Raw genomic sequence first — 24,762 nt, 5'->3', positions numbered from 1 at the left:
TGCGGGGCGCAGTGCGCAATGCACGCATACGCCTCCCCAGACTGCGCATCTCGCCTGCATCCGGCACAATGCCGCACGCATGCATGCCACGTCCGCGCCCGATTTCCGTCTGTACCCGTCCAACGCGCTGGATACCCTGGCCGCCTTGCTCGCCGAAGAACTGCGCCGGCCGGTGCCGGAACAACCGGTGTTGCAGCCGGAGGTGGTGCTGATTCCGCAGGTGGCGATGCGGCGCTGGCTGCAGTCCACGCTGGCGGCCGAGCACGGGGTGGCGGCGAATCTGGAATTCCTCACGCCCGGCGAATTCGTCGCGCGCGCGCTGGAGCGCAATCTCGGCCCGGCCGACGACGACCTGGACATGGCCACCACGCAGTGGCGCCTGTACCAGACCCTGCAAGGCGAGCTGGGCAGCGATGCGGCGTTGGCGCCGTTGGCCGGGTATCTGGCCGATGGCGATGCGCTCAAGCCGTGGGCGCTGGCCGGCGAGCTGGGCAGCGTGTTCGAGAAATACCAGGCCTGGCGGCGCGACTGGTTGCTGCGCTGGGAAAGCGGTGCCGACGCGGACGACCCGCAGGCGCGGCTGTGGCGCAGCATCGCCGGCGGGCGGCAGTACCGTGCGCGCCGCATCGGCCAGTATCTGGACCGTTATGCGCGCCCGGACGGCCCGCTGCCGCAGGGTTTGCCGAAGCGGTTGTTTGCCTTCGCCATCCTCAATGTGTCCCCGGACGTGCTGCGCGTGCTGGCCACGCAGGCGCGGGTGGGTACGCTGCATTTCTATCTGCCCACGCCCACGCAAGGCTATTGGGGCGATCTGCAGACGCTGTGGCAGCGCCGCCGCGAGGGCGGGGCGGTGGCGTTGTTCGCCGAGCAGGTGCAGGAAAACCCGTTGCTGCAGGCCTGGGGCGCGGCCGGGCGCGATTTCATGGCATTGGTCGGCGATTACGAAGTGGTGCACCCGCTGGCCGAGATCGCCGCCTACGCCGACCCGCTGGACGCCGGCCGTCGCACGCTGGCCGAGGGTGGCCTGGGCGACAGCCTGCTGCGGCGCATGCAGAGCGACCTGTTCCATCGCCACGCCCCGGCCGTGCCGCCCGTGTTGCCGGCGGTGAACCTGCACGACCCCAGCCTGCAGGTGCACGCCTGCCACACGCGGTTGCGCGAGCTGCAGGTGCTGCACGACCAACTGCGCGCGTTGCTGGACGATGCGCGCTTCGACCCGCCGCTGCAGCCGCGCGAGATCGCGGTGCTGTCGCCGGACATCGACCCGTACGTGCCGTATCTGGACGCGGTGTTCGGTGGCCATGGCAGCGATGACGGGCTGCCGTACGCACTGGCCGACGCCAGCCCGCTGGCCAGCGAGCCGTTGGCCGATGTGTTCCTCACCTTGCTGGGCCTGCCGATTTCGCGCTTTGGCCTGCACGAGATCCTGGACCTGCTGGCCAGTGCACCGATCGCCGAGGCCGCCGGGCTGGACGAAGCCGGGCTGGAGCGCCTGCGTGGCTGGCTGCACGGCGCCGGCGCGCGCTGGGGGCTGGATGCGGTGCACCGGCGCCAGCACCAGGCGCCTGGCGACGATGCCTACACCTGGCGCTTTGCGCTGGACCGCCTGCTGCTCGGCCATGCCAGCGGTGCCGAGGACGACATCGACGGCGTGGCGCCCTGGCCGCAGCTGGAAGGCAGCGCGCTGGCCGCGCTGGACACCTTGCTGCGGCTGCTGCGCGTGCTCGATCGCCACCAGGCCGCGCTGGCCGAGGCGATGACGCCGGTGCAGTGGCGCGAATGCCTGCTCGGCCTGCTGGAGGCGCTGATCCCGGCCGCCCCCTCGGCGCCGCGGGCGCAGCGCGCGCTGGAGCGGCTACGTACCTTGATCGACCAGTTCGCCCGCGACGCGGTGCGCGCCGAGTACGCCGGCAACGTGCCAGCCGAGGTGGTGCGTGCGCACTTTGCCGCGGTGCTGGGCGAGTCGGACACGCGCGCGCCGCTGCTCACCGGCGGCATCAGCTTCGGCCGCATGGTGCCGATGCGCCTGCTGCCGTTCCGCGCCATCTGCCTGCTGGGCATGAACGATGGCGACTTCCCGCGCCGCGACCCGGCTGCCGGGCTCAATCGCCTCACCGCCGAACTGGGCACCGAGCGCCGCCGCCATGGCGACCGCTCCACCCGCGAAGACGATCGCTTTTTGTTCCTGCAGTTGTTCGCCTCCGCGCAGGAGGTGTTCTATCTCAGCTATCTCGGTGCCGATGCGCGCGATGGCACGGTGCGCGAACCCTCGGTGCTGGTGAGCGAGCTGCTGGGCAGCGCCGCGCAGTACCACGCCGATCCAAAGGCGATCGATGCGCTGGTGGTGCGCCACCCGTTGCAGCCGTTCGCTGCCGCCGCGTTTGGTGCGGTGGGCGAAGACGGTGCCGACCCGCGCCGTTTCAGCTACCGCCGGCAATGGCGGCCGGCGGTAGACAGCCTGGCCGGGCAACGCCAGCCGCTGGCGCCGTGGGTGGCCGGTGCGTTGCCGGCCGACGCCAGCGTATTGCCGGCCAGTGTCTCGATCGACGACCTGCGCCGCCTGTTCGCCGACCCGGCCGGGCAGTTCCTGCGCCATCGCCTGGGCATGCGGCTGCCGGACCCGGCTGGCGAAGACAGCGACCTGGAGCCGCTGCTGGCGCCCACCCGCGGGCTGGAGCAGTACGGCTTGCAGCAGCAGGTGTTCGAAGCCGCCTTGGCGGGCGATGCCGACGGCCTGTACGAGCGCTTGCGTGCGCGCGCACTGCTGCCATCGGGCCCATTGGGGCGGCGCCAGCTCGATGAGCGCCTGCGTCAGCTGCGCCCGTATGCCGACGTATTTCGGCAGTGGCGTGGCGAGGCACCGGCGCAGTCGCAGCGGCTGCAGGTGGAGATCGACGGTACCAACGTCCACGGCCGCGTGCCCGGGTGGTATGCGAACGGGGTAGGGCGTGTGCAGGTGGGCGCGCTCAGCGGCCGCAGCGCGATTCGCGACGGCCTGGAATGGCTGCTGCTGCGCGCGGCCGGCGAGCGCGTGCCGTTCGTGCGTTTCTTCGAGCACGACGACAGCCTGGGCCCGCATCCGATCGACCCCGAGCCGCTGTCGCAGACGCAGGCACGCGCGGCCCTGGGCGAATTGCTGCAGCTGTACCGGCAAGGCCTGCAGACGCCGCTGGCGTTCGCGCCGTACAGCAGCTGGAAATACCACCAGGCCGCCCGCAACGACGAACTGGACAAGGCCATCAAGGACGCGCACGGCCAGTGGCAATCGAGTTTCGGCTGGAGCGAATCGCACAGCCCGGAGCTGCGCCTGGTCACCCGTGGCCGCGACCCGTTCGGTGATGCGCAGCAGTTCGTTGACTTCGCCCGCACCAGCCATCAGCTGTTCGCGCTGCTCGAAGACGGCAGCGCGCCGGCACCGCTGGATCCCGCGCGCGTGATCGAGAGCTGGCGCCAGTGGCGTGGCGCGCAGGACGACGCCGAATGAGCAACAGCCCCGTGACCGACCCATATCTGCACCTGCCGCTACACGGCGTGCGCCTGATCGAGGCCAGCGCCGGCACCGGCAAGACCTTCACCCTGGCCACGTTGTTTACGCGGCTGGTGGTGGAGCGGCAGCTGCGCATCGGCCAGATCCTGGCGGTGACCTTTACCGAAGCCGCCACCCAGGAGCTGCGCCGCCGCATCCGCGAGCGCCTGGCCCTGGCCGCCACCCTGGTCCCCGACGCCCGCGCAGGCGCGGCCGCAACCGAAGCGCAGACAACGCTGCTGCCCGACGCCTCATCGGCTGGTGTAGGAGCGGCCTTGGCCGCGACCGAACCCACCCAGACGCAGGCGAGCGATGCGCCATCGTCTGCGATCAACATGGTCCTGCCCGCGACCGCACCTAGCGATCACCTGTCGCACCCGCCAGCGCAGACACCCCCGCAACCACACGCCCCGGCCGCACCCGACGCCGTCCTCACCCGCGCCATCCTCACCGCACACCTGGCCACCGGCACGGAGACTCCCTCCGCGCTACGCCGCCGCTTGCAGCAGGCGGTGGAAGAAATCGACCTGGCGGCCATCTTCACCATCCACGGCTTTTGCGCGCGCGTGCTGCGCGAACACGCGCTGGAAAGCGGCCAGGCCTTTGCCGCGCCGCAACTGCTGGCCAACGACCGCGAACTGCTCGGCGAGGTGGCCGCCGACCTGTGGCGGCAGCGCGCCGCCGATGCCGCCATGGCCGCCGATCTGGTGGCGCTGTGGCCGGCCGGCCCCACCGCCCTGGCCAGCGACCTGCGCGCGCTGGTGCAGCAGCCCGAATTGCTGCCCGCTGTCGCCGCACCAACGCCGGACCCGCAGCCCGCGCGCCAGGCCGCCGCGCAGGCCGTGGTGGCCGCGTTGCGTGCGCATGGCGATACCGCCTACGACGCGGTGGCCGCCGCGTTCGAGCACAAGATCTTCGATGGCCGCCGCGCGCGCCGCCCCAGTTTCGACAAGGCCTTCGAGCAACTGTGGCAGGGCAGTGCCGAGGCGCATTGGGTGCTGGACGACGGCGGCCATCTGGACAAATTGCTGCCGCAGCGCCTGCGCGAATTCTGCAAGGACGGCGCGCACGACCGCGTGCCGTGCTCGCCGCTGTTCGACGCGCTCGCCGTGTGGCAACAGGCCGATGCAGTGGTGCGCCAGTGGGAAGGGCAGCGCCGCATCCGCCTGCTGCATGCGCTGCGCGACGATGCCGTGCTGCAGCTGGCGCAGCGCAAGCGCCAGCGCCGCGTGCAAACCTACGACGACCTGGTCGATGGCGTCGCTCGCGCATTGCAGGGCCCGCAGGCCGAAGCGCTGGTGCAGCGGCTGCGCGCGCAATACGCCATTGCGCTGGTGGACGAATTCCAGGACACCGACGACCGCCAGTGGCAGATCTTCTCGCGCGTGTTCGGGCCTGAGCACGGTGCCTCCGGCGCGGCATTCGCGCCGGACGATGATGCGGATTTCGACAACGCTGCCGGCACCCCGCCGCCGCGCCTGCTCGCCTTGATCGGCGACCCCAAGCAGGCCATCTACGGCTTCCGCGGTGGCGACGTGCAGACCTATCTGGCTGCGGCCACCACCGCACAACGCGCGCCGCCGCTGGAGCACAACTTCCGCTCGCGCCCCGGCGTGCTGGCGGCCATCGACGCGCTGTACGCGCAGGCTGGCTATGCCGAGGCCTTCCTCACCGAGGGCATCGCGTTTCATCCGGTGCAGCCGGGTACCAAACGCAGCGACGCCGATCTGCAGCGCGATGACGCCGCGGCCCCGGCACTGACGCTGTGGCGCGCGCCTGCGCCGCCACCGCCCGCGAAAGGCAAACCCAAACCCTGGAGCGCCGGCCGCGCGCGCGAGCTGTGCACCGCTGCCTGCGTGGCGGCCATCCGCGGTTGGCTGGCCGGTGGCCGCGACGGCAGCGCCAGCATCAACGGCCGCCCGGTGCAGGCCGGCGACATCGCGGTGCTGGTGCGTAGTCATGGCGAGGCCACGCGCATCCAGCAAGCGCTGGGCGCGGTGGGCATTCCTGCGGTGGCGGCCGGCAAGCAGAGCCTGTTCGCCACCGACGAAGCACTGGAACTGCTCGCCTTGCTGCAGGCCTTGCTCGACCCGGGCGACGACAGCCGCCTGCGTGCCGCGCTGGCCACCGTGCTGATCGGCGAAGACGCCGCCGCCATTGCCGCCCTCGAACACGACGGCGAGCGTCATCGCCGCTGGCAGCAGCAGGCGCTGGACTGGCGCGAACGCTGGCAGCGCGGCGGCCCGTTGGCCCTGGTCGGCGATCTGGGGGCCACGCATGGGCAACGCCTGCTGGCCCTGGTCGATGGCGAACGCCGTCTCACCAACTACCTGCAACTGGCCGAGCTGCTGCAGGAAGCCGACACCCGCGCGCTCGGCCCGCACGGCCTGGTCGACTGGCTGGCACGCCGCATCGCCAATGCCGACGACAATGACGAGACCCAGCAGCTGCGGCTGGAATCGGACGCGCGCCGCGTGCAGATCGTCACCCTGCACAAGAGCAAGGGCCTGGAATACCCCCTGGTGTTCCTGCCGTACATCGGCATTGGCCGTGCCGATAAAAGCCCGGGCCGCCATTGCGTGGTGCACGCGCCACCGCATGGCCGCCAGCTGCACTGGAACACCTCCAAATGGAGCGCCGACGACACCGCCAGCTGGAGCACCGCCGAGACGGCGTGGAAGCACGAACAGCGCGCCGAAGACGCGCGCCTGCTCTACGTCGGCCTGACCCGCGCCGAGCACGCGCTGTGGATCGCCACCGGTGCTTTCCACCAGCACGAGCGCACCGCGCTGGCGCCGATGCTGCGCGACCCGGCCGCACTGCAGGCCAGCGCCGGTGCAGGGGTGATCGCCCTCGACGACACCGCGCCGCCGGCCACGCTGCCGCGCCTGCCCGCCGACGACGCGGTGCAGGTGCCCGCCGCGCGGCTGGCGCAGCGCCACGTGGTGCCGGACTGGTGGGTCTACAGCTTCACCCAGCTGGCCAATGCCGACGCCGGCAGCGACCCGATGGCCAGCGCCACGCTCGCCAGCAGTGGCGGCAGCGACGAACCGCCGGCCAGCGAGCCGGTGAGCGCGCCCGCCGAGGTGGAGGCGTTCGACCCCCGCTTTGCTGGCAACCGCTTCGGCGTGGCCATGCACGATGTGTTCGAACGCTGCGACTTCGCCGCCTGGCGCAACTGGTGCCCCGGCCAGCCCGCGCCCGAGGGCCAGGCCGCCGCCATTCTCGAAGCGCTGCAACGCGGCGGCTACGCCCAGGACGAACTGGACGACGGCCTGGCCATGCTCACCCGCCTGGTCGGCCACACCCTCACCGTGACCCTGCCCGAGGGCACCTGCCTGGCCGCGGTGCCCGAGCCGCAGCGCCGCAACGAGATGGAATTCCACTTCGCCATGCGGCCCACCCGCGTGGACGCCCTGCTGGCGCTGCTGCACCGCTTTGGCGTGGTCACCGAGCGCCAGGCCTTCGGCGCGCGCCAACGCCTGGAAGGCCTGATGACCGGCCTGATCGACCTCACCTACTGCGCGGACGGGCGCTGGTACGTGCTCGACTACAAATCCAACCGCCTGCCGGCCTACGACCCCGACGCCCTGGCGCGGGCCATGGCGCACAGCGAGTACGAACTGCAGGCGCTGATCTACACCATCGCCTTGCACCGTTGGCTGCGCTTCCGCCTGGGTGCCAGCTACGACTACGCCCGCGACTTCGGCGGCGTGCGCTACCTGTTCTGCCGCGGCCTGGACGCGGCCCGTAACCCCGCCGCCGACTCCAGCTCCATCCTCGGTTCCGGTTCCGGTTCCGGTTCCGACTCCGACTCCGACTCCGTCAACGGCGCCAGCTCCGTCTCCGGTTCCGACCCCGCCAGCGACGCCATGTCCGATACGCCTGCACCCAATACGCCTGTGCCTGGCATTTACGCCTGGCGCTTCGATCCGGCGCTGGTCCAAGCCCTGGACGCCCTGTTCGCCGGCAATCCCACCGAGCCTCTTTCCAGTGACGCCTTAAAGCCCCTCTCCCCTCGGGAGAGGGGTTGGGGTGAGGGTACGTCCACCACGGGAACGCCCACCCCATGAACCACCCAAACCTCCTAACCGCCCTCAACCAGGCCGGCGCCCTACGCACGCTAGATCTGGCCTTCGCCCAGAGCCTGCAACGCCTGGCCCCGGACACCGACCCCCAGGTGTTGGCCGGCGCCGCACTCGCCTCACTGGCCGTCACCAGCGGCCACGCAGGGCTGGATCCCACCCGCGCCGCCATGCTGCTGGATGCGCGCGAGGGGCCATCGCCCGCGCTCCCGGACCCAACCGACTGGCAACGCACCCTGGCCGCCTCGCGCTGGGTCGACCAACCGAATCCGCAAGAGCCGGCCGCCGCCGACTGCCCGCTAGTCCTCGAACACGGCCTGCTCTACCTGCGCCGCTACCGCGAGTACGAACGCCGCTTGGCACTAGGTCTGCAACGCATCGCCGCCCATTCGCCGCCGCCCTTCGCCGCCGCCACGCTAGCCCCGCTGTTCGAGCAGTTATTCCCCCAGGCTTCCCCTCTCCCCCAGGGAGAGGGTGCCCGAAGGGCGGGTGAGGGTACGGGCCTGCCCGAGCCATCCATCTACCAAGACGGCACGAACCCACCCGAGCCATCCCACCACCAAGACCACCAAGCCCAAGCCGCCGCCCTCGCCCTACGCCGCACCCTGCTGCTGGTCACCGGCGGCCCCGGCACCGGCAAGACCACCACCATCGCCCGCCTGCTGTTGCTGCGCATCGCCCAAGCACACGCATCCAACACCCCGGCCCCGCGCATCGCCCTGGCCGCACCCACCGGCCGCGCCGCCGAGCGCATGGCCGAAAGCCTGCGCGCCGCCGTCGCGCGCGCCATCGCCAACGGCATCGACCCGGCCCTGGCCGACGCCCTGCCCACCGGTGCCAGCACCCTGCATCGCCTGCTCGGCGTCATCCCGGACTCCCCGCAGTTCCGCCACACCGCCGACAACCCGTTGCCATTCGACCTGATCGTCGTCGACGAGGCTTCCATGGTCGACCTGCCGCTGATGTGCAAGCTGGTCGAAGCCGTGGCCGACGGCACCCAGCTGATCCTGCTCGGCGACGCCGACCAGCTACCCTCGGTGGAAGCCGGCGACGTGCTCGCCGCCATCCTGCAGGCCGCCGGCCCCGGCGATACCCTGCAGCCGCAAGACGCCGACGCGCTGCAACCGCTGCTCGGCAGCGCCCCCCCTGGCAGCACGCCTGCCAGCATCCAGACCGGCGGCCACACCATCAGCCACACCCACACCGGCGGCCTCGCAGGCCACCGCGTCCACCTGCTACGCGGCTACCGCCAAGCAGACAACTTTGCACTCACCCCGTTGGCCGACGCCATTCGCACCAGCGACGCCGACACCGCCCTGGCCCTGCTACGCAGCGGCGAACTGGCCGGCGTGCACTTCCACGAAGACGGCGAGGACCCGCTGGCCCTGGGCCGCGACGCACTGCTCGCGCACTGGCGCGCGCTGGCTGATGCACACGACCCCGCCGCCGCCCTGCGCGATGCCGCGCGCCTGCGCCTGCTCACCGCCGTACGCGCCGGCCCGCAAGGTGCGCGCGGCCTCAACGCCCGCATCGAACAACTGCTGGCCGAATCCGGCTCCGGCGCCCGCCGCCTCGGCAGCGCCTCGCCCTGGTTCCAGGGCCGCCTGCTGCTGATCACCGAAAACAGCTACCGCCACGGCCTGTTCAACGGCGACGTCGGCATCTGCCTGCGCAGCGAAGCGAGTCCCTTTTCGGAGCGAAGCGACACAAACGCTCCCTCGGAGCGCAGCGACGCGAGCACCGTTACAGCGCGTAGCGACGCAGCTGCGTCTTCCGGCCCAAGCCACAGCATCGGCACCGCAAATCGCGCCGACCCCGTCGCCGAACGCCGTGCCCAAGGCCCGTTGGTCGCCTGGTTCGAAGGCGACGGCGACAGCCAGGTACGCGGCTTCCACCCCGCCGCCTTGCCCGCCCACGAAAGCGCTTTCGCCATGACCGTGCATAAAGCCCAGGGCAGCGAATTCGACACCGTCTGGCTGCAATTGCCCACCCGCGACGCCCGCGTGCTCAGCCGCGAACTGCTCTACACCGGCATCACCCGCGCCCGCCGCGCCCTGCACCTGGCCGGCAGCGAGGCAGCTCTGCGCGCAGCGCTCGCACGGCACGCCGCGCGTATCTCCGGCCTGGCGTGGCGGTTGGGTGGGGAGCAGATGCAGCCGGCACCCGTTGAGCAAACAGCAGAACCACCCACTGTCACGCCTGTGCAGGGGTCGTTGTTCTGATGGACGCGAGCCGGCGCAATGGCGGCAGGGAAAAGTGTTCTCAGGCAAAGAGCTGTAGCAAAAGGCAGTTATTCGAAACTTTCGAATAACTGCCGCCGACAGCAATAGCTGCGACACCAATCATTAAAATCGCGGCGATCATTGCCACTGAGCAAGAGGCATCTGTCCATGACAGTCCTACCCAACATCCACCCCGGCGAAATCCTGCTTGAGGAGTTCCTCGAGCCGATGGGCATCAGCCAGAACGCACTGGCGCGGGCCACCGATGTACCGCCGCGCCGCATCAACGAGATCGTGCTGGGCAAGCGTGGCATCACCGCCGACACCGCCGTGCGTCTGGCTGCAGCGTTCGGCACGACCGAGCGCTGCTGGCTGGGCCTGCAAGCCGATTACGAGCTCGAAGAGGCGCACCGCGCGCTGGGCGATCTGCCGTCACGGATCAAGCGGCTGGCGGCTTGAGGGGAGGGGGTCTCGCACGTCACGCTGACAACGGAGCACGCCCAGTGACCTGTAAGGCCTGTCGATGGCGTAGCAGCGCGTGAGCGTGCACAGGCAGGAACGCGCACACTGATGCCTGGTGTCACCCTAAACGCGAGGTCAGGCGATCCACCTGACCTCGTCTGCCAGGTAGCAGGCCGGGCGGCTTACTTGCCCTTCTTTTCCTGCTTGGCCGCGCGCTTTTCCTTCAGCGTCTTGGCCGGCTCTTTCTTCTGGCTCTTTTTCTGGTCCATCCCCTTGCTCATGACACCCTCGTAGTTGCTGGATTGATCGGTCGGGCAGCGCCATGACCCTGGCGTGCCTGCGCACTGTAAGGCTTGCGCGCGCTGGATGGCAGGGGAGAGCAGGCGGAGCGACGGGCGGTGGGCCATGCTTGGCGTTTCCTCAAGGGGCAGGCGCCGGCCGATCGGCGCGGCCGGCAACCCCACGAACGCAAAAACGCCCGCGTGCGACGGTCAAGGTCTGCACGCGGGCGCTGGCGACAGCGGCGGCCTTACTTGGTCGGCACGCGCTGGTACTGCTCGCCGCCGGTATTGAGGTGGCCGTTGGCCTCATCGATGGCGAAGTTCACCGTTTCGCCATCGTTGCTGACCTGCAGCGCCCCGTCCTTGTAGACCGCCGGGTAGCTCTCGGTCTTGGGGGTGCGGCTGAAGAACTTCGGCGTGGTGCTGCGGACCATGAAGGTCTCGCCATTGCGCTCGATGTCCATCGTCTCTTCCTGCGTCTGCACGTTGACCCAGTGGCCGACGAACTTCTCGCCCTCCACCTTGGCGCAACCGCTCACCAGCAATGCCGCGGCCAGCGCGGTGCCCATCCACTTCATCATCGTGTGTTCTCCCGTTGAGGCTGGGGCGAGGATGGCGGGTTGGGGATGTACGGGAGGTCAAGGCCGCACAATGGTAGGCCGAATATGAGCGCCCCTCATACCCTGAAAAAACACAACCTCACCGCGTTACCCGCTACTTCCTTGCGCGCACAGAAAAAGGCTGGAAGATCACCAAACAGCTTGAGCTATGGGTAAGCTGAGGTCGTCTTGCGGCCCCGCCAAGGGGGGCTTTCAGATGCCTCCGCCATGAAGTAAGGAGAAATAATGAGTATGGGCGCCTATCACCTGAATCCATATCTCGCCTTTGCTGCAGTGATTTGTGTCTCGACGGCGGGATGTACTTCGCCTGCGCAGGCAGTTGCGTCGCAGCGCGAGCATCCGAGTCAGCACAAGGAGCAAGCTCCGGTCGCTTGTCCCTCGAAGGATTTCAACACGTTTCTTCAGCGATATGCCGATGTTGCCAATGACGACGCACGTCGCCGTTTCACTAACGACCCGTTGGAGTACGAGGTTCCGACTCATACGGTTGAAGAAGAAACTGAGTCATCACCAGATACGCATATCTCCAAGCGAACCGGCCCCTCTCGCCTTGAATTATTCCCCTACCGGTACTTCAAGGATGCGAAAGTATTCGATCAACTAGCCGCAGGAAGAAGCAAGCCTGAGCCAAAAAGTGAGGTTGGCTCTCATGTCTCCGTAGAGCTGACGGCTAACGAAGGTCGTAAAGTAAATTTCGGTATGGAATACGAAGTAGATACATACGTATTCGAGAAGCGTCAGGGCTGTTGGTACCTGACACGGGCGATTAATCTCAGGGACTGACAAGGAGTTGGGAGATGGCAGCACAGGATGTTAAACAGCAGACCCCCTATCGCGTCATTCAACTTGAGTGGGATGCGGAAAAAGGTGAGCGCAACGAGGCTGTCGGAAACTTCGACGAGTTAGTTACGCACCATCCCAAAAGCAACAGTGATGCTCATCTGGTCGACGGCAAAGTCGTGGGCGGTCAAGCAGGTCGGACGCTGGGAGTGGTTGGTGGCGAAATCCAGGAGATCGAAGTCTCCAAGGCAGGTAAGGACTATGGCCTTCGTCCTGATCAGGTATTGTTGAAGAAGGACTTCATGCTTGAGGATTCCAGGTTGCCTTCTGGGCCTTCTTCAAGGTCGCTGGATGTTCCGTCGCCCGTTGCCGGCGTTGTTGGTACGGTCAATACGTCAAAGGGGTTGGTAGATGTGCTGGATCGGGAAGGTGGTGATGTCATCCTCCGTGTCCGGCATATGTCGCCACTCCACGTAAAGGCTGGCGATCAGGTCGAGTACGGCCAGGCGTTAGGCGTGCAAGGCAAGCAGGCAACAGGAGCAATTCACGTGCATATGGAGGTGGACAGTCGCTACTACCAACACTACGAGAACTATGTAGGCGATCTGGTCAGCGGTCGCCTGTCCATCGATGCAGAAAGGCGCGATCGTGGCATTGAACCCAGGCCGTTCGTGGATGACGGAACAATCCGCATCGGTGGATCGTCCGAGATGGTTCAAAAGGTGCAGCAAACCTTGAATGCGGAAGGCTATCGCGGCGCAGACAATCAGCCACTTCAGGAGGATGGTGTCTACCGCCTGTCGATGCAGGCAGCAGTGATCAACTACCAGCAGGCGCACGGCCTCTCTCAAACAGGTGACATCGACCCCGCGACATTGCAGCAGATTGCTCCGCGTACCTTCCCGCCCGAGCTGAATCGGGAAGATCACAACGCCACGCCAACCTATCGCAATCTCCAGGGCGCCGTGCCCTCGCAAGACCCACTACATCGTCAGGCCGAAGAGGACGTGCGCCGCCTGGAGCAGAGCCTTGGCCGCGACTATGACGACAATAGTGCCCGGCTGGCGGCCAGCAGCGCCCACTTGGCCAAAGCGAACGGACTAACGCAGATCGACCATGTAGTGTTGAGCAATCAAACAGCTGCCGTGGGGAAGGGCGAGAACGTGTTTGTGGTCCAGGGCGCATTGGATAACCCCGCTCATCTGATGGCGCACATGAAGACGAGCGATGCTATCGCTCAGCCTGTAGAGCAATCTCTTTCGCAGCTGCAGACGCTGAGCGAAACGCAGCGGCAGCAACAGGCCCAGCAGCAAAGCCAGCAGCAGGATCAACAACAACTGAGTGCGCCCCAACATCGAATGGTCTGAGCAGCTGAAGATTCTCTTTGGCAGCTTCCAATCAGTGGCCGACGAGCTTCTCGACCGCCACCTTGGAGCAATCGCTCACCAGCAGTGCGGCGGCCAGCGCGGTGCCCATCTACTTCATTATCGTGTGTTCTCCAGTTGAGGCTGCGCTGAGGATGGCGGGTGGGGGATGTCTGGGAGGTCAAGGTTTCTTTGCGACGCGGACTCGAATAACAAGAGTCGCTCACGCAGTCAAAAAGTTGACCAAGCCCACAACGTCTTAATTTCTTGCCAGATTCACCTTAGTGACCAAATCATTCAACGCAACACCGAAGTTTTTATGATCACCCGCGCTGTTCTCGTACTGAATAAAATTTAAATTCAAGCTTGATCCAACTACCTTTAAAACATCAGGGTGCAGGGATCCTTTGCTAATCATGAAGTAATGACTCCCACCAATGGCGTGCTTATATCGATAGTCTTCGAGAAGTAGCCTAGTCGCCCCTGAAAAACCCCCAATCACCCAACGCCCGCAAGGCCTTGATGTCTGCAGTGGCGTGCCAGAACTACCAGTTTTCGCTACGCTGAAGGCTGGTTTCTGGCAATTTCCACTCATGCATACACGCCGTCCTGCTGCCGAGCACATGCCTGCCGAGGAGTTGTTTCGTTCGCGCCTGGAGAACCAGATCGATCTGCGGCATCCGCTGGCGCAGCTGAGCCAACGGATGCCGTGGACGGCGTTGGAGCAAGCACTTTCATCGCGCTTGCCGGCCACCCAGGCTGGTGGCGGTCGGCCGGCATTGCCGGTGCGGCTGATCGCCGGTTTGCTCTACCTCAAACACGCCTACGACCTGTCCGATGAGGCGGTGTGCGAGCGTTGGCTGGAAAATCCGTATTGGCAGTTTTTCACTGGCGAGGTCGTGTTCCAGACGCGCTTGCCGTGCGATGCCAGCTCGCTGACGCGCTGGCGTCAGCGGCTTGACGAAGCGGGGATGGAAGAGTTGCTGGCACACACCATCAACGCTGCACATGCCATGCAGGCGGTGGACGCACGCGAGTTGTCGCGGGTGATCGTGGACACCACGGTGCAGGAAAAGGCGATTGCCTATCCGACCGATAGTCGGTTGCTGGAGGTGGCACGCAAGAAACTGGTGCTGCTGGCCAAGCGTTACGGCATCGGGTTGCGGCAGAGCTACGCACGGCAAGGTCCGGCCCTGAGCCGCAAGGCGGGCCGCTATGCGCATGCACGCCAGTTCAAGCGCATGCAGCGCGTGCTGCGACGTCAACGCACGGTCTTGGGGCGGGTGTTGCGCGATATCGCGCGCAAGCTGGACCAGGTGGAACCCGGCGTGCGCGAGCGCATCGCGGTCTGGCTGGAACGTGCGCAACGGCTGTACACGCAGCGTCCGAAGGACAAACAAAAACTGTACGCATTGCATGCCCCGGAAGTGGAATGCATCGGTAAGGGCAAGGCGCGTCAAGCGTACGAATTCGGCGTCAAGGTCGGCATTGCGGTCACCGCCTGCAAGGGATTGGTCGTGGGTGCGCGTAGCTTCCCGGGCAACCCGTACGACGGCGACACCTTGGCCGAGCAGCTGGAGCAGACACGCGGGTTGCTGCAGGATCTGAGCGTAGAACCGACGGTGGCGATCGTGGACCTGGGCTATCGCGGGCGCGAGGTCGATGGCGTGCAGGTGCTCCATCGTGGCAAGGCCAAGACGCTGACGCGACGGCAATGGCGCTGGATCAAACGACGGCAGGCGGTGGAACCGGTGATCGGACATCTGAAAGACGACTGCAGGTTGCGTCGCTGCAGGCTGAAAGGTGCACAAGGCGATGCGCTGCACGTACTCGGCTGCGCCGCCGGCTACAACCTGCGCTGGCTGCTGCGCTGGATCGCGTTTTTGCGTGCCTGGATGCGGGCGATGGGATGGCCATCCTTTAGCGCCGTGCCGCTGTCGCCGATGACACTTGGTGCTTGAAGGGGGTTTTTCAGGGGCGACTAGCCTAATGTCAGGATCGTCCAGTCCGCAGCCTAAAAAAAGAAATGTATGGGTACAAAGGAGCGCTCTAACTAAATCATAGACGGCGCTGGACTGAGAGCGAGCCTTTGCATAATCGCTTGCCGTAAAAATAAGCTTATCTGGGGTAGTTATGCTTCCGTGTAGCTTTACAACCACAGGATATTTGGACCTTAAAGCTTCTGCAACGTCGTCATCGTAATATTCTTTAACTAGAATAGTGTTTCCAGTTTCTTTTTTTACATAAGTATCATAAATTGCGTCAAAATTTGGAGTAATTGTAAATCTAGCGTCTAGCTGAAGAAGGTGCTTGTGTACTTCTGACGCAGAAAACCCTGGGTCGTGGAAGCTTTCGCGTAGCAACTGTTTAAATTTATCCCTTCCCATCTCTTCGCGAATCACATCGCAAGCTAATAGAAGATTGCTCTGTTGAACAAGCTCCTTTAGGCTAGGTTGCAGCCTTTTGGGAATTTTCTTTATTGCTTTTTCTAAGAAAAATTTCCAAGTAGGAGGGCGAGTTTTATTATCGGTTCCAAGGGAATTGGCAGATACCCCTGATCCAAAAAAAATTACTACCCGACGAAGTGATATCTCCTCAACCAAATCCCTTGGCCAATCTATCACTTTCACATCAATTTCCTTTGGAATTCATGTTGGCCTCGATTTTGTCAACTATTCCGGATATTACGCTGTCAAACTGCCTCACTTTGTCGAAATGAGCTCCGACCACCCCATCTGCTTTCTTGAGCGCAAATATCGGCACGGTCGCAGTTTGTGCCATAGGGACTAGGCTTTGAAAGTAAGGAATTTCTCCGAGTTTGTAATTTAGCTTCTGACCTTTGTTAAGAGGTAATATCAGGTGTTTGCTAACAAGTGGATCTATTTTCTTAATTATTTTTTCATATGCTGAAACCGGCTGTTTCTTTCCATCGACAGTTTTCGCAGTGTACTGCTGAGTTACGTAGCCTAAAAAGCTTACTCCAAGTTCGCTCAGCGCATCGCCAGACTCCACTTTGAAAGACGTCCCCTGATCCTCTTTGAAGCTTACCAGTCCTCTTTCTATCCCCTTGGTCCAGTTTTTTAGAGCTACTTCAATATTTTGAAGACCTCTCAGGCTAAAGATGTCAGATGACATGGGGAGGATGAAGTGGTCGCTTGATAAAAGAACCGTTCTATTGATCGCTCCCAACGAAGGACCCATGTCGAAAAAAACCAAATCGTATCCGTCTGATCTTGCCCATGAAATAAGGTTTCTGAAGAAAAAGGTAGTTCTAAGTCCCCGTTCATCTCCAGCAATTGCGTCAAGCCAGTCCTTTGCTAGAAAATCTTCCGCTAGAGAAAACTTAGGGTCGCCGGGAACTATGTCTACGTTAAAACCATCGCTTCGTAGAACCGGTGGTATGCCGTAGCCCTTCGACTTCTTAAGGCTGGCTATAAGCGAATTTATTGTCGCGCTATCGGAGGAGGAGGATGCGTAAAGCTTGTCTAAGACCTTTTCCTTAATCATGTATGCAGTCGCATTACACTGAGGGTCCGCATCAACAACTAGAACTTTTTTGCCTCGCTTGATTGAGAAATAAGCTGCGAGGTTACACAAAAGCGTTGTCTTCCCCACTCCGCCCTTGTTGTTGAAAACACAGATGGTTCGCATTCTTTGTTTTTCCTAGGTGGGGACTTTATGCCCCGAAGCATAAAAAATATAGTGGATCAGTAAGGATAAAGGAAGGAGGCGGTGTACTTTAGCGCGGTGACATGGCGCGGCGGAAGCAACAGGCTGGTAACACGACCAACTCGACACGCGGCTGATTTTTTTAAAAACGGGGTCAGTTTCACTCACGCAGTTCCTCTGCACTTCGGGAACTGGCTGCAACCTAGGAAGTTCTCGCCGGTGCGTCGGTTCCTTCTCTGCACAAGTGCGCTGCGGCAGCATGCGCAGCTTGGGGTAGCGACTGTTGCGGAGGCAGTGGACTCAGCTGAGGCAAAGACTAGAGACAGGGTCAGGTTCTAAGGTATCCCCACGTTTTACACCGTAAGCGTCATCTGCTCGCGCACTGCCGCAGGCAGTGCGCGCAAGCGCCCTATCCACCGTGAGACGGGTTCCATCGGCCACTGCCTGACCAGCGCTTCTCGGCCGATGCGTAGCGTGGAGTAAAGCTTGCGTGTGCTGTTGCGAGGAGACAGCCACTGGGCGATACCGGTCGCTTCGCATCCCAGCCCCGCCAACCAGCTGGCGAATGCAGCCAACGTATTGATCAGCAGCAGGATCTGCAGTCGCTCGCCGCGTCGGGTCAAACTGTCTTCCAGCGCCTGGCCGTAGCGATGTGATTTCAGATCGCGAAATGCAAGCTCGATCTGCATCCGTCGTGCGTACACATTGACCAACTGCTTTGCGCTGGGCGCCTGCAGCTGCGGGGATGCAACGATGAGCCAAGGCTCGCGCTCGCGCGCTGCGGCCTTCAGACTCGATGACGCACGCGAGACTTTGGCGGGTGAGCGGCGATTGCACTGTTTGCGCCCTTGCCGTGCCTTGGCGTAAATCACCAACCTGCAATCGAGTGGATCGCTGCGATTGGCCTGCATCGGCGGTAACTCGCATGCACGATTGGACGCCAACACATGCAGTTTCCGGCTGTCGATCCACTGATCTGCTTCATCCCGCACGTCCTGCGGCTTGACTTGCGTGCGCCCGCGCAGTCGCCCAACCCAACACCAGCCCATGGCCGATACAGCGCGGAACCACGGTGTCCGGAAGCCGGCGTCAGTGACCAGGATCGGGCGAACATCGTCCGGAACCAGTGCCCTCAGTTGTTGCAAGAAGCGTCTTTCTGCACCAGGCGATCCCTGCTGCTTTCCTGGCACTACCATGTCCAGCAAGGTAAGCGTGCGGCCGCCCACCGGCACCGCTGCGCGCAGCAGACACCACGATTTGTCTGGCTTCAGATCGCTCCAGTCGATGACGATTACCGGCTGCGCGCCGCGCAGCAGCCAGTGCGCCATCTCGTGGTCGATCACTGATCGCTCGACCTGCAAATTGCGATTACTCAACAGGCGATCAACTGCCTTGAGCGGCGCGCGCACCCGCAGTGCGCTCGGCCACGAACGTGCGATGTCCATCAGTGTCAGCCTGCGTCCGTGCAACAACGCCTCGACCGCATGCAGCAACGCGCGTTCGCGCAACGCATGCATCCCGGACAGTGAGTTGGGCAGGCACTTCTGCAATACTTCGCTGGCGCGCATGGTCGTCAACCTTCTCTGGCTTAGTCACCTTGAAGATTGCGCCATGCGCGCACTTTCTTCCAGGCAATTACGTCGCAAGTGATTGATTTGCCAGGAGGAAATGTGGGGAAACCTCAGGGTCAGGTTCACTTACGCAGTTCCTCTGCATTTCGGGAACTGGCTGCAGCCAAGAAAGTTCTCGCGCGTGCGCCGGTTCCTTCTCTGTACAAGCTTGCTTCCGCAACGCGGGCAACTTGGTGTGGCGATTGTTGCGGAGGCAGTCGACTCAGTTGAAGCAAAGACAGGGTCGATGCGTACTGGTGCCGACGTCGACTGCGCTGTGGCTTGCTGTTGCACTGCTCGGATCATGTCCAACAACTGTTCGCCACCGATCAATTCAATCGGCTTGCCTTCAGCGAAGCGCTCGGCGTCCTTAGTGTAGGTTCCGATGCAGGCGATCTTCACTGCGTGCGCGTGGTGATGGGCGAGCAAGCCGAACATTTCTCGCACGATGCTGACGCCAACCTGCTGGCGCTTCCACTGTTTGCATTGCACTAGCGTGCGGCGGCCGTCCTTGCGCAGGATCAGGTCGATGCCGCCGTCTGCGCCGCCCAGGCCGGTTTCTTCGACGCTGTAGCCCTGGCGGCGAAAGGCTTCGCCCACCAATAGTTCGAACTGGCGCCAGCCGCCGGCGGCTAGGCTATCCAGGCTTGTGCGTGTTTCCAGAAAGCGTCGCCGACTGCGTGCGCCCAGATAGGAGAACAGCGCGGCGAGCCAGCAGATGCCGAGTAGCATCCACGCCAGTGGTCCAAACATCGCCGTTGATTGCTGTGCAATGCCCTGCGACAGCATTCCGCCGTGGTGAGAAAACCACCAGCCAATGCCGTAGTGCATGCCCAGATACGCAACGATTCCCCCAACAACGCCCACCGGCCACGGCAACGTAGCCAACGCTTCAAACCCGCTCTGTTTCTTTCTGCGTCCCATGCAAGAACCCCCGTTCCAGCTTTGACCATAGCCGCTGCGGCGGGTTTTGTCAGCACACCATCGGTGCTGATGCGCGCAATGTCCCATCTGCTATCGGCGCGAGGTTTTGAGCCGACACGAGCCCGATCTTCGCGCTACAGCTTGAGCTCGCTTGCGCGTGCATCGGCTTACTCGCACGCGCATGAGCATCGATGCCCTCAACCAGGCCGCATCAGAGTGCTGTGTGGGTTCAATCGCGTGTGTCATGGAAAGCGCTCGAACGTCGCGTGACGTTGGCGAGGCGCGGCACAGTTGCAGATGGCGTCGTTGCGGCAAGGTACGATTCCCGCCTACTTGCTTGAGTGCGCTTTCGCCGCCGCCATGTCCGTTCCACGCCCCATCCGCGATGGCATTCCCGCCAGCCAGTTCCAACTTCCCGCTGGCCCCTGGCAGACGGTGTTTGAGGCGCTATGCGCGTGCTTTCCGGGCGTGGATGGCGCCACGTGGCTTGATCGCTTCGCGCGCGGGCGTGTGCTGGATGCGCAGCAGCAGGCGCTGGAGGTTTCTGCGCCCTATCGGCTGGGCGCGGAGATCTACTATTTCCGCGAGGTGGCGGATGAGCCCACCATCTCGGCGGTAGAGACGGTGGTGCATGCCGACGGGCAGATTGTGGTTGCCTGCAAGCCGCACTTCCTGCCGGTCGTCCCCGCAGGTGCGTATGTACGCGAGACCTTGCTGGCCCGGCTGGTGCGGCGCTTCGACAATCCATCGCTGGTGCCACTGCACCGCATCGACCGCGATACCGCCGGGCTGGTGCTGTTCTCAGCTAATCCGGCAACACGCGGGATTTACCAGGCGTTGTTTCGTGAGCGACGCATCCACAAACACTATCTGGCGGTGGCACCGCCGCTACCGGCGCTGACGTTTCCATACGTGCATCGCAGCCGGCTGGAGCCGGGCGAGCCGTTCTTCCGCATGCGCGAGGGCGTGGGCGAGCCGAACAGCGAGACGGTGATCGATGTGGTCGCGCGCGGCGCAGACATGTGGACCTATCGGCTGGAGCCGGTCACCGGGCGCAAGCACCAGTTGCGCGTGCATATGGCCGCCCTGGGCGTGCCGATCCTGCATGACCGTTTCTATCCAGAGCTGGAAGATCAGCGGCCCGATGATCCGGAACGGCCACTGCAGTTGTTCGCACACATGTTGGCGTTCGATGACCCGATCACGGGTGAGCCTAGGCGCTTTACGGCGACGGTCGGGCCGAACAGACAGAAGTGAAGCAATACGCGATGCTATGGCGGATTACTTTAGTTCCTTCTCGAACTCGGTAACGAACTTGGTCAGTGAGGTTCCGCAGGCATTGCAGAAGTCCCGCAACTGAAGAAGATCCATCCGGCGACTGCCGCGCTCAACGTCACTTACATACGACTGCGGGCGCTCCAGCGCAGTGCTCAGGGCCACCTGCGTTAGCCCGGCGGAGAGGCGAAGCTCGCGCAGTTGCTGCAGCAAGATGTCGTAATGATCTTTATGGATTGACTTGATTGGCATGGCGGCAACGTTGATAGGCCGCACTAAAGCTATATCCCCTTTTCAAATATCTGAAAAAGGGATAAATTTAGGTGGCGGATATCTCGTCCGCTTACGTCGAGGACGCACGCCATGACTGCTTCGAAAGCCCTTTCGACTACCGCTCGGCGACGCGCCACGCCAGCGGCCAAGCTGCAAATGCACGAAGAGCCCTTCACCATCGGCGTAACCATCGAGCAGATCGACCAGTTCCATACGCTGCTGCGCACGATCACTGCGCAGAGCGACATGGTGGCGGTGTGCAGCGGCAAGCCGCTGGACGCCACCAGTCTGTCGGTTCTGGGCGAGAGCATCTTCAATGCCGCCCGCGCGGTACGCGGTGTGGTCGACGAGATTTACGAGCAGCGGCTGGGCGGTGACGGTGTTGCCCCGGTGTCGCACGCAATGCAGCGCCAGGCGTAAGTCTTCCCTCCGCGCCGCACCTATGATCGCGCCCACGCTCCTGCTGCATGTCCATGCTAGCGTTCCGCTGGCTAGAGCAGGCTGGCCGAAGGAGCGGGGCATGCGGGTCGATCCGATGCGCGAAGGTGTCGAGCTAGCGGGTAGCAGGCCGTTTGCCCGAGTCGCGTGGGCGTTGTTGTGGCTTGCGCTGGCCGCGTTCACGGCCAAGTTTGGGCACTACGTGTACCTGAAGTAGGCCGCGCTGGAGTCGCCTGCATACGCCGTGTTCGTCATCCGGCGCGGCTGGCTATGGTGCCACCTGGGTGGTAGCGGCGCCGGCAGTGCACCGGCCACGTTGCAGGTCGTCACGCAACGCTGGCGCAGGCACGCATGGGTGCACCGTCGGGTTGGGCGTGCCTAGGTGTTCAGTCCCGGCATTAGATGGATCGGATCCACCTTGAACAGATCGGGTTCGGATGTCCACTGCTTGCAGATGAATTCGTACGGCGTCAGACCCTTCAATGCTTTGAGCCTGCGACCGTAGTTGTAGGCGTCGATGAAGTTGGCCAAATGCTGTTGCAGTTGTGCGTGATCGTCGTAATGGAAGCCTTTGACAGTGGCTTCCTTGATCGTCCGATTCATCCGCTCAACCTGCCCGTTGGTCCACGCGGGATGCTCGGCTGCAGTGCGTAGAGACAGTCTTCCAGCGGCAGCAATGTGTGCTTGCGGAAAGCGACAATCGCCGCCTCATCCGCAACGGACAACACGGTCGTGGTGGCGCTCCATGCAGAACCTGGCCGATCGTGCTTCCTTCCATTCGAGGGAAAATAATGCACCATCAAAACCTGGGATCAAACAGAGGTGATAGTGTCGCGTATCTGTGGTGCGTTGTTCAGAGCTTTCCTAAACACCTGTCGTGCGTGCCGGGACTTCGCCATACCGATGAAGTCTTCGCGCTACGCCTGTGATGCAATGCGCCCTGGCTCGATAATGGTAAGTGTCATCACTGCATCTAATCAGGACTGGCATGCCTCGGATCACAAGCTTTTTCACGCGACAAACGCCAGTGGACAATCCGCAACGTGCCCAATCGCCTGTCGGCGCAGTCAGGAACGAGCGGACACCGCCGGCAGACCAAACGCAGCGCGCGCCTGGCCCGCTCAGCGGCCTGTCTCGACGCCAGCCTAACGCGGGGGCACGAAGCGAGACATCCAGGCCGCGACTCGCTGCGGATGTGCTTGAATTTGATGAGCTTGGTGCAGCGTTGGAGTCGTCCGAAATACCGCAGCTGGATCCCAGCGAACGCAGGCGGTTCAATATTGATACGACAGCGTCTGCGCAGCTTGTGTCAGCGGGCGGCCGGGTCCTGCAACGCAGTACGCAGCTTCGCTCTTACGAAAGTGTGCTCTTGGAGTGGCGCGACCAATGCGCGGCAAACGCCGACCAATGGCGCGAGGCCTGGATTTCCGCCAACGAAAGCGTGACCGGCGCGGAGTTAAATCTTGAAGTCGCACTGCGAATAAGCGCGGCACATCTAGCGCGTGCAGCGTCGCACAACGTTGCATCGTTGGATCTCTCATACCTTCCACTGCCACGATTCCCGGAGCAGACTTTCCGCTTTGGGCATCTTCAAGACATGAGCATCGCCGGCGCGGGCTTGTTGGAACTTCCCGAATCCATCAGTGACCTGGCCAACTTGCGGACCTTGACGTTGAGTCAAAATCCGATCGGCGCGTTGCCTGCGTCCATTTCCAGGCTGGGGGAATTGCAAGAGCTCACCATCTTCAGCTGCCCCAACCTGACCGAACTCCCTGAACATCTTGCAATTCGCAACACTGCTGGCCAGCGCGAAGGATTGGTCAAGCTGCGGACGCTGACACTGTCGCGCACAGGAATCCGCTCGCTCCCGTCATCGCTTGAATACCTGAAAGATCTGACCCACCTAAAAATCAACTCCTCGCCACTTACCGAACTCAACACAAGCATTCATCGCCTCCCCCTGCTGGAAGAGGTTGATCTGCGCGGCTGCACGCGTTTACGCCATTACCCTTCGATTTCGGGACAGCAGTGGTCGCTTAGGAAACTCAGCCTGCAGGACTGCAGCTCTCTGCAAACGCTGCCATCGAATATTGACGCACTGCGGAATCTGCAAGAGCTCGACCTGCGCGGCTGCAACAACCTGCGCGCACTCCCGCCCAGTATTTCCGGGTTACCTGACCATTGCACGATCCGTGCGCCAGCACATTTGCAAGCTTCACTTGACCAGCTCCGACCGCGCAGGCCCCCGCTTGCCCGTCCCTGGGACGTTGCGGGCCCTTCCACTCCCCAGGTTGCCGGCGCCTCGTCCTCCGCGGCCAGGCCCAGTGACGACGATCCGGCAATCACGCAAGCGCGTCAGAAGATCGAAGATACCGTTTACGCTCTGTTCGCAGCGATCGACGAAGACAGGAATCCTTTCGTCCAGAACGCTCCGTATTTCATTCCAGAAAAGCGTGAGGAGGGAACTCCCATCGTCCTTGGCGAAGTGGATGGGATCCAACAAATGCTCAAAGAAAGCAGCCGCGAGGTGTTTAAGAACAAGCTCATCGGTTTAGCAAATAGTCTGCAACAACGTCGCATCCCGCATCCTTGGAAGGCGTCTGACCGGCTTGACACAGCCGAACATAAAGCATTTGTTAATTCGCATCTTGGCACCTTCAACGAGCATTCTCCGATCAACGGAGTCAGTCTCTACAAAGCGGCTCAGATGTGGAAGACCCGCGAACTGCTCGTCCACAACGATCCAACAAACCGCGATTTCCTCCCGCCTATTCCAACGTACTCCCTCCCGGAACAAGCGACTGACGCTTCTGAGAGTTAGGGAAGGTCTGAACAACAGATCAGACCTCCCAAATTCCAGTTTCACGCATGTCACTGACGCGCAAAATGCTGCGTACGATGCGATTGCTGCAACGTTCTGGCGGCTTTGGCTGCCGCCAGGCAGTATTCCCCCCTGGCAGGCAGCAACTGCCGGCGCGCCATACACAGGGTTGACAGCGCAAACAACGTCAACACCTGCGCCATGTTCTTGGCCAGGCCGCGATAGCGGACCTTGGTGTAACCAAACTGCCGCTTGATCACCGGAACAGATGGTCCACCTTGGCGCGTACGCTGGCTTTGAAGTGTTCCCAACGCGCTTCTCGAGCACGCTCACGTTTGTTGCCAATGGCTTGCATCCTCGAGCGTTTAGGGAAGGTCTGAACAAAGCAGTCTGATCTGCGACAATCGATCAA

15 protein-coding genes and 4 pseudogenes are annotated in these 24,762 nt (G+C 63.1%); 10 read left to right on the top strand and 9 right to left on the bottom strand.

Features of this window, described 5'->3' with window-relative positions:
• The first annotated feature begins 79 nt into the window (after nucleotides 1-79).
• The 4 genes from recC (at nucleotide 80) to XCC_RS21780 (ending at nucleotide 10,292) form a co-directional block, all read left to right on the top strand.
• A complete protein-coding gene (gene recC / locus XCC_RS21795; RefSeq protein ID WP_011039261.1) occupies nucleotides 80-3,484 on the top strand; it encodes an exodeoxyribonuclease V subunit gamma in 3,405 nt (1,134 codons plus the stop codon).
• Nucleotides 3,481-7,599 carry an exodeoxyribonuclease V subunit beta gene (recB, locus tag XCC_RS21790; protein WP_011039260.1) on the top strand — a complete coding sequence of 1,373 codons (4,119 nt, stop codon included), beginning with the start codon at nucleotides 3,481-3,483 and terminating at the stop codon, nucleotides 7,597-7,599. The genes recC and recB overlap by 4 nt, the downstream gene beginning before the upstream one ends.
• The gene (gene recD, locus XCC_RS21785; RefSeq protein ID WP_011039259.1) at nucleotides 7,596-9,833 is read left to right on the top strand and encodes an exodeoxyribonuclease V subunit alpha; all 2,238 of its coding nucleotides are present in this window, start codon (nucleotides 7,596-7,598) and stop codon (nucleotides 9,831-9,833) included. The genes recB and recD overlap by 4 nt, the downstream gene beginning before the upstream one ends.
• A gap of 168 nt (nucleotides 9,834-10,001) precedes the next feature.
• Nucleotides 10,002-10,292 (top strand): HigA family addiction module antitoxin, encoded by a 291-nt coding sequence (locus XCC_RS21780; RefSeq protein WP_011039258.1) that lies wholly within the window; start codon nucleotides 10,002-10,004, stop codon nucleotides 10,290-10,292.
• A gap of 532 nt (nucleotides 10,293-10,824) precedes the next feature.
• Here XCC_RS21780 and XCC_RS21775 read toward each other — a convergent pair.
• The gene (locus XCC_RS21775; protein ID WP_011039257.1) at nucleotides 10,825-11,157 is read right to left on the bottom strand and encodes a hypothetical protein; all 333 of its coding nucleotides are present in this window, start codon (nucleotides 11,155-11,157) and stop codon (nucleotides 10,825-10,827) included.
• A gap of 264 nt (nucleotides 11,158-11,421) precedes the next feature.
• On the opposite strand from XCC_RS21775, the gene XCC_RS21770 reads away from it, so the two are divergent.
• From XCC_RS21770 to XCC_RS21760, 3 genes are all read left to right on the top strand, one after another.
• Nucleotides 11,422-11,979, top strand: a complete 558-nt coding sequence (locus XCC_RS21770) for a hypothetical protein (RefSeq protein ID WP_011039256.1) — start codon at nucleotides 11,422-11,424, stop codon at nucleotides 11,977-11,979.
• A 551-nt stretch (nucleotides 11,980-12,530) separates the two neighbouring features.
• A complete protein-coding gene (locus XCC_RS22705; RefSeq protein WP_172973914.1) occupies nucleotides 12,531-13,343 on the top strand; it encodes a peptidoglycan-binding domain-containing protein in 813 nt (270 codons plus the stop codon).
• A 590-nt stretch (nucleotides 13,344-13,933) separates the two neighbouring features.
• Nucleotides 13,934-15,301, top strand: a complete 1,368-nt coding sequence (locus tag XCC_RS21760; RefSeq protein ID WP_011035783.1) for an IS5-like element IS1478 family transposase — start codon at nucleotides 13,934-13,936, stop codon at nucleotides 15,299-15,301.
• 75 nt (nucleotides 15,302-15,376) lie between these two features.
• Here the strand turns inward: XCC_RS21760 and XCC_RS22860 are convergent.
• The 5 genes and pseudogenes from XCC_RS22860 to XCC_RS21735 all read right to left on the bottom strand — a co-directional run.
• Nucleotides 15,377-15,727 (bottom strand): annotated as a pseudogene (locus tag XCC_RS22860) (SIR2 family protein); the annotation flags it as partial.
• Nucleotides 15,728-15,971: 244 nt separating this feature from the next.
• The gene (locus tag XCC_RS21750) at nucleotides 15,972-16,991 is read right to left on the bottom strand and encodes a ParA family protein (protein ID WP_011039254.1); all 1,020 of its coding nucleotides are present in this window, start codon (nucleotides 16,989-16,991) and stop codon (nucleotides 15,972-15,974) included.
• Between the two features lie 182 nt (nucleotides 16,992-17,173).
• Nucleotides 17,174-17,326: pseudogene (locus tag XCC_RS21745) on the bottom strand (topoisomerase DNA-binding C4 zinc finger domain-containing protein); the annotation flags it as partial.
• 36 nt (nucleotides 17,327-17,362) lie between these two features.
• Nucleotides 17,363-18,577: an IS4-like element IS1481A family transposase gene (locus XCC_RS21740; RefSeq protein ID WP_011035386.1), complete on the bottom strand. Its 1,215-nt coding sequence runs from the start codon at nucleotides 18,575-18,577 to the stop codon at nucleotides 17,363-17,365.
• Nucleotides 18,578-18,706: 129 nt separating this feature from the next.
• Nucleotides 18,707-19,543 (bottom strand): restriction endonuclease, encoded by an 837-nt coding sequence (locus XCC_RS21735; RefSeq protein ID WP_019238140.1) that lies wholly within the window; start codon nucleotides 19,541-19,543, stop codon nucleotides 18,707-18,709.
• A gap of 360 nt (nucleotides 19,544-19,903) precedes the next feature.
• Here XCC_RS21735 and XCC_RS21730 point away from each other — a divergent pair, with 360 nt between their 5' ends.
• Complete coding sequence (locus tag XCC_RS21730; protein WP_011039253.1) at nucleotides 19,904-20,800, top strand: RluA family pseudouridine synthase; 897 nt, start codon at nucleotides 19,904-19,906, stop codon at nucleotides 20,798-20,800.
• Between the two features lie 24 nt (nucleotides 20,801-20,824).
• On the opposite strand, the gene XCC_RS21725 is transcribed toward XCC_RS21730, so the two are convergent.
• A complete protein-coding gene (locus tag XCC_RS21725; RefSeq protein ID WP_016945057.1) occupies nucleotides 20,825-21,070 on the bottom strand; it encodes a helix-turn-helix domain-containing protein in 246 nt (81 codons plus the stop codon).
• A gap of 111 nt (nucleotides 21,071-21,181) precedes the next feature.
• Here XCC_RS21725 and XCC_RS21720 point away from each other — a divergent pair, with 111 nt between their 5' ends.
• Complete coding sequence (locus XCC_RS21720; RefSeq protein WP_012439699.1) at nucleotides 21,182-21,511, top strand: hypothetical protein; 330 nt, start codon at nucleotides 21,182-21,184, stop codon at nucleotides 21,509-21,511.
• A 396-nt stretch (nucleotides 21,512-21,907) separates the two neighbouring features.
• Here the strand turns inward: XCC_RS21720 and XCC_RS21710 are convergent.
• Nucleotides 21,908-22,177 (bottom strand): annotated as a pseudogene (locus XCC_RS21710) (integrase core domain-containing protein); the annotation flags it as partial.
• Nucleotides 22,178-22,724: 547 nt separating this feature from the next.
• Here XCC_RS21710 and xopL point away from each other — a divergent pair.
• A complete protein-coding gene (xopL, locus tag XCC_RS21705) occupies nucleotides 22,725-24,350 on the top strand; it encodes a type III secretion system leucine-rich repeat domain-containing effector XopL (RefSeq protein ID WP_019238141.1) in 1,626 nt (541 codons plus the stop codon).
• A gap of 125 nt (nucleotides 24,351-24,475) precedes the next feature.
• Here the strand turns inward: xopL and XCC_RS21700 are convergent.
• Nucleotides 24,476-24,711, bottom strand: a pseudogene (locus XCC_RS21700) (transposase); the annotation flags it as partial.
• Nucleotides 24,712-24,762: the final 51 nt, after the last annotated feature.

The sequence above is a fragment of the Xanthomonas campestris pv. campestris str. ATCC 33913 genome (assembly GCF_000007145.1).
GTDB lineage: Bacteria > Pseudomonadota > Gammaproteobacteria > Xanthomonadales > Xanthomonadaceae > Xanthomonas > Xanthomonas campestris.
Note: the sequence above shows the minus strand (reverse complement) of the source record. Positions and strands in the feature narration are given on the sequence as shown.

Coding starts and splice junctions, on each gene's coding strand:
- XCC_RS21780 (WP_011039258.1), top strand. CDS start 10,002: ATGACAGTCCTACCCAACATCCACCCCGGCGAAATCCTGCTTGAGGAG.
- XCC_RS21775 (WP_011039257.1), bottom strand. CDS start 11,157: ATGATGAAGTGGATGGGCACCGCGCTGGCCGCGGCATTGCTGGTGAGC.
- XCC_RS21760 (WP_011035783.1), top strand. CDS start 13,934: ATGCATACACGCCGTCCTGCTGCCGAGCACATGCCTGCCGAGGAGTTG.
- XCC_RS21725 (WP_016945057.1), bottom strand. CDS start 21,070: ATGCCAATCAAGTCAATCCATAAAGATCATTACGACATCTTGCTGCAG.
- XCC_RS21740 (WP_011035386.1), bottom strand. CDS start 18,577: ATGCGCGCCAGCGAAGTATTGCAGAAGTGCCTGCCCAACTCACTGTCC.
- XCC_RS21770 (WP_011039256.1), top strand. CDS start 11,422: ATGAGTATGGGCGCCTATCACCTGAATCCATATCTCGCCTTTGCTGCA.
- recD (WP_011039259.1), top strand. CDS start 7,596: ATGAACCACCCAAACCTCCTAACCGCCCTCAACCAGGCCGGCGCCCTA.
- XCC_RS21720 (WP_012439699.1), top strand. CDS start 21,182: ATGACTGCTTCGAAAGCCCTTTCGACTACCGCTCGGCGACGCGCCACG.
- XCC_RS21730 (WP_011039253.1), top strand. CDS start 19,904: ATGTCCGTTCCACGCCCCATCCGCGATGGCATTCCCGCCAGCCAGTTC.
- recC (WP_011039261.1), top strand. CDS start 80: ATGCATGCCACGTCCGCGCCCGATTTCCGTCTGTACCCGTCCAACGCG.
- XCC_RS22705 (WP_172973914.1), top strand. CDS start 12,531: ATGGAGGTGGACAGTCGCTACTACCAACACTACGAGAACTATGTAGGC.
- recB (WP_011039260.1), top strand. CDS start 3,481: ATGAGCAACAGCCCCGTGACCGACCCATATCTGCACCTGCCGCTACAC.
- XCC_RS21735 (WP_019238140.1), bottom strand. CDS start 19,543: ATGGGACGCAGAAAGAAACAGAGCGGGTTTGAAGCGTTGGCTACGTTG.
- XCC_RS21750 (WP_011039254.1), bottom strand. CDS start 16,991: ATGCGAACCATCTGTGTTTTCAACAACAAGGGCGGAGTGGGGAAGACA.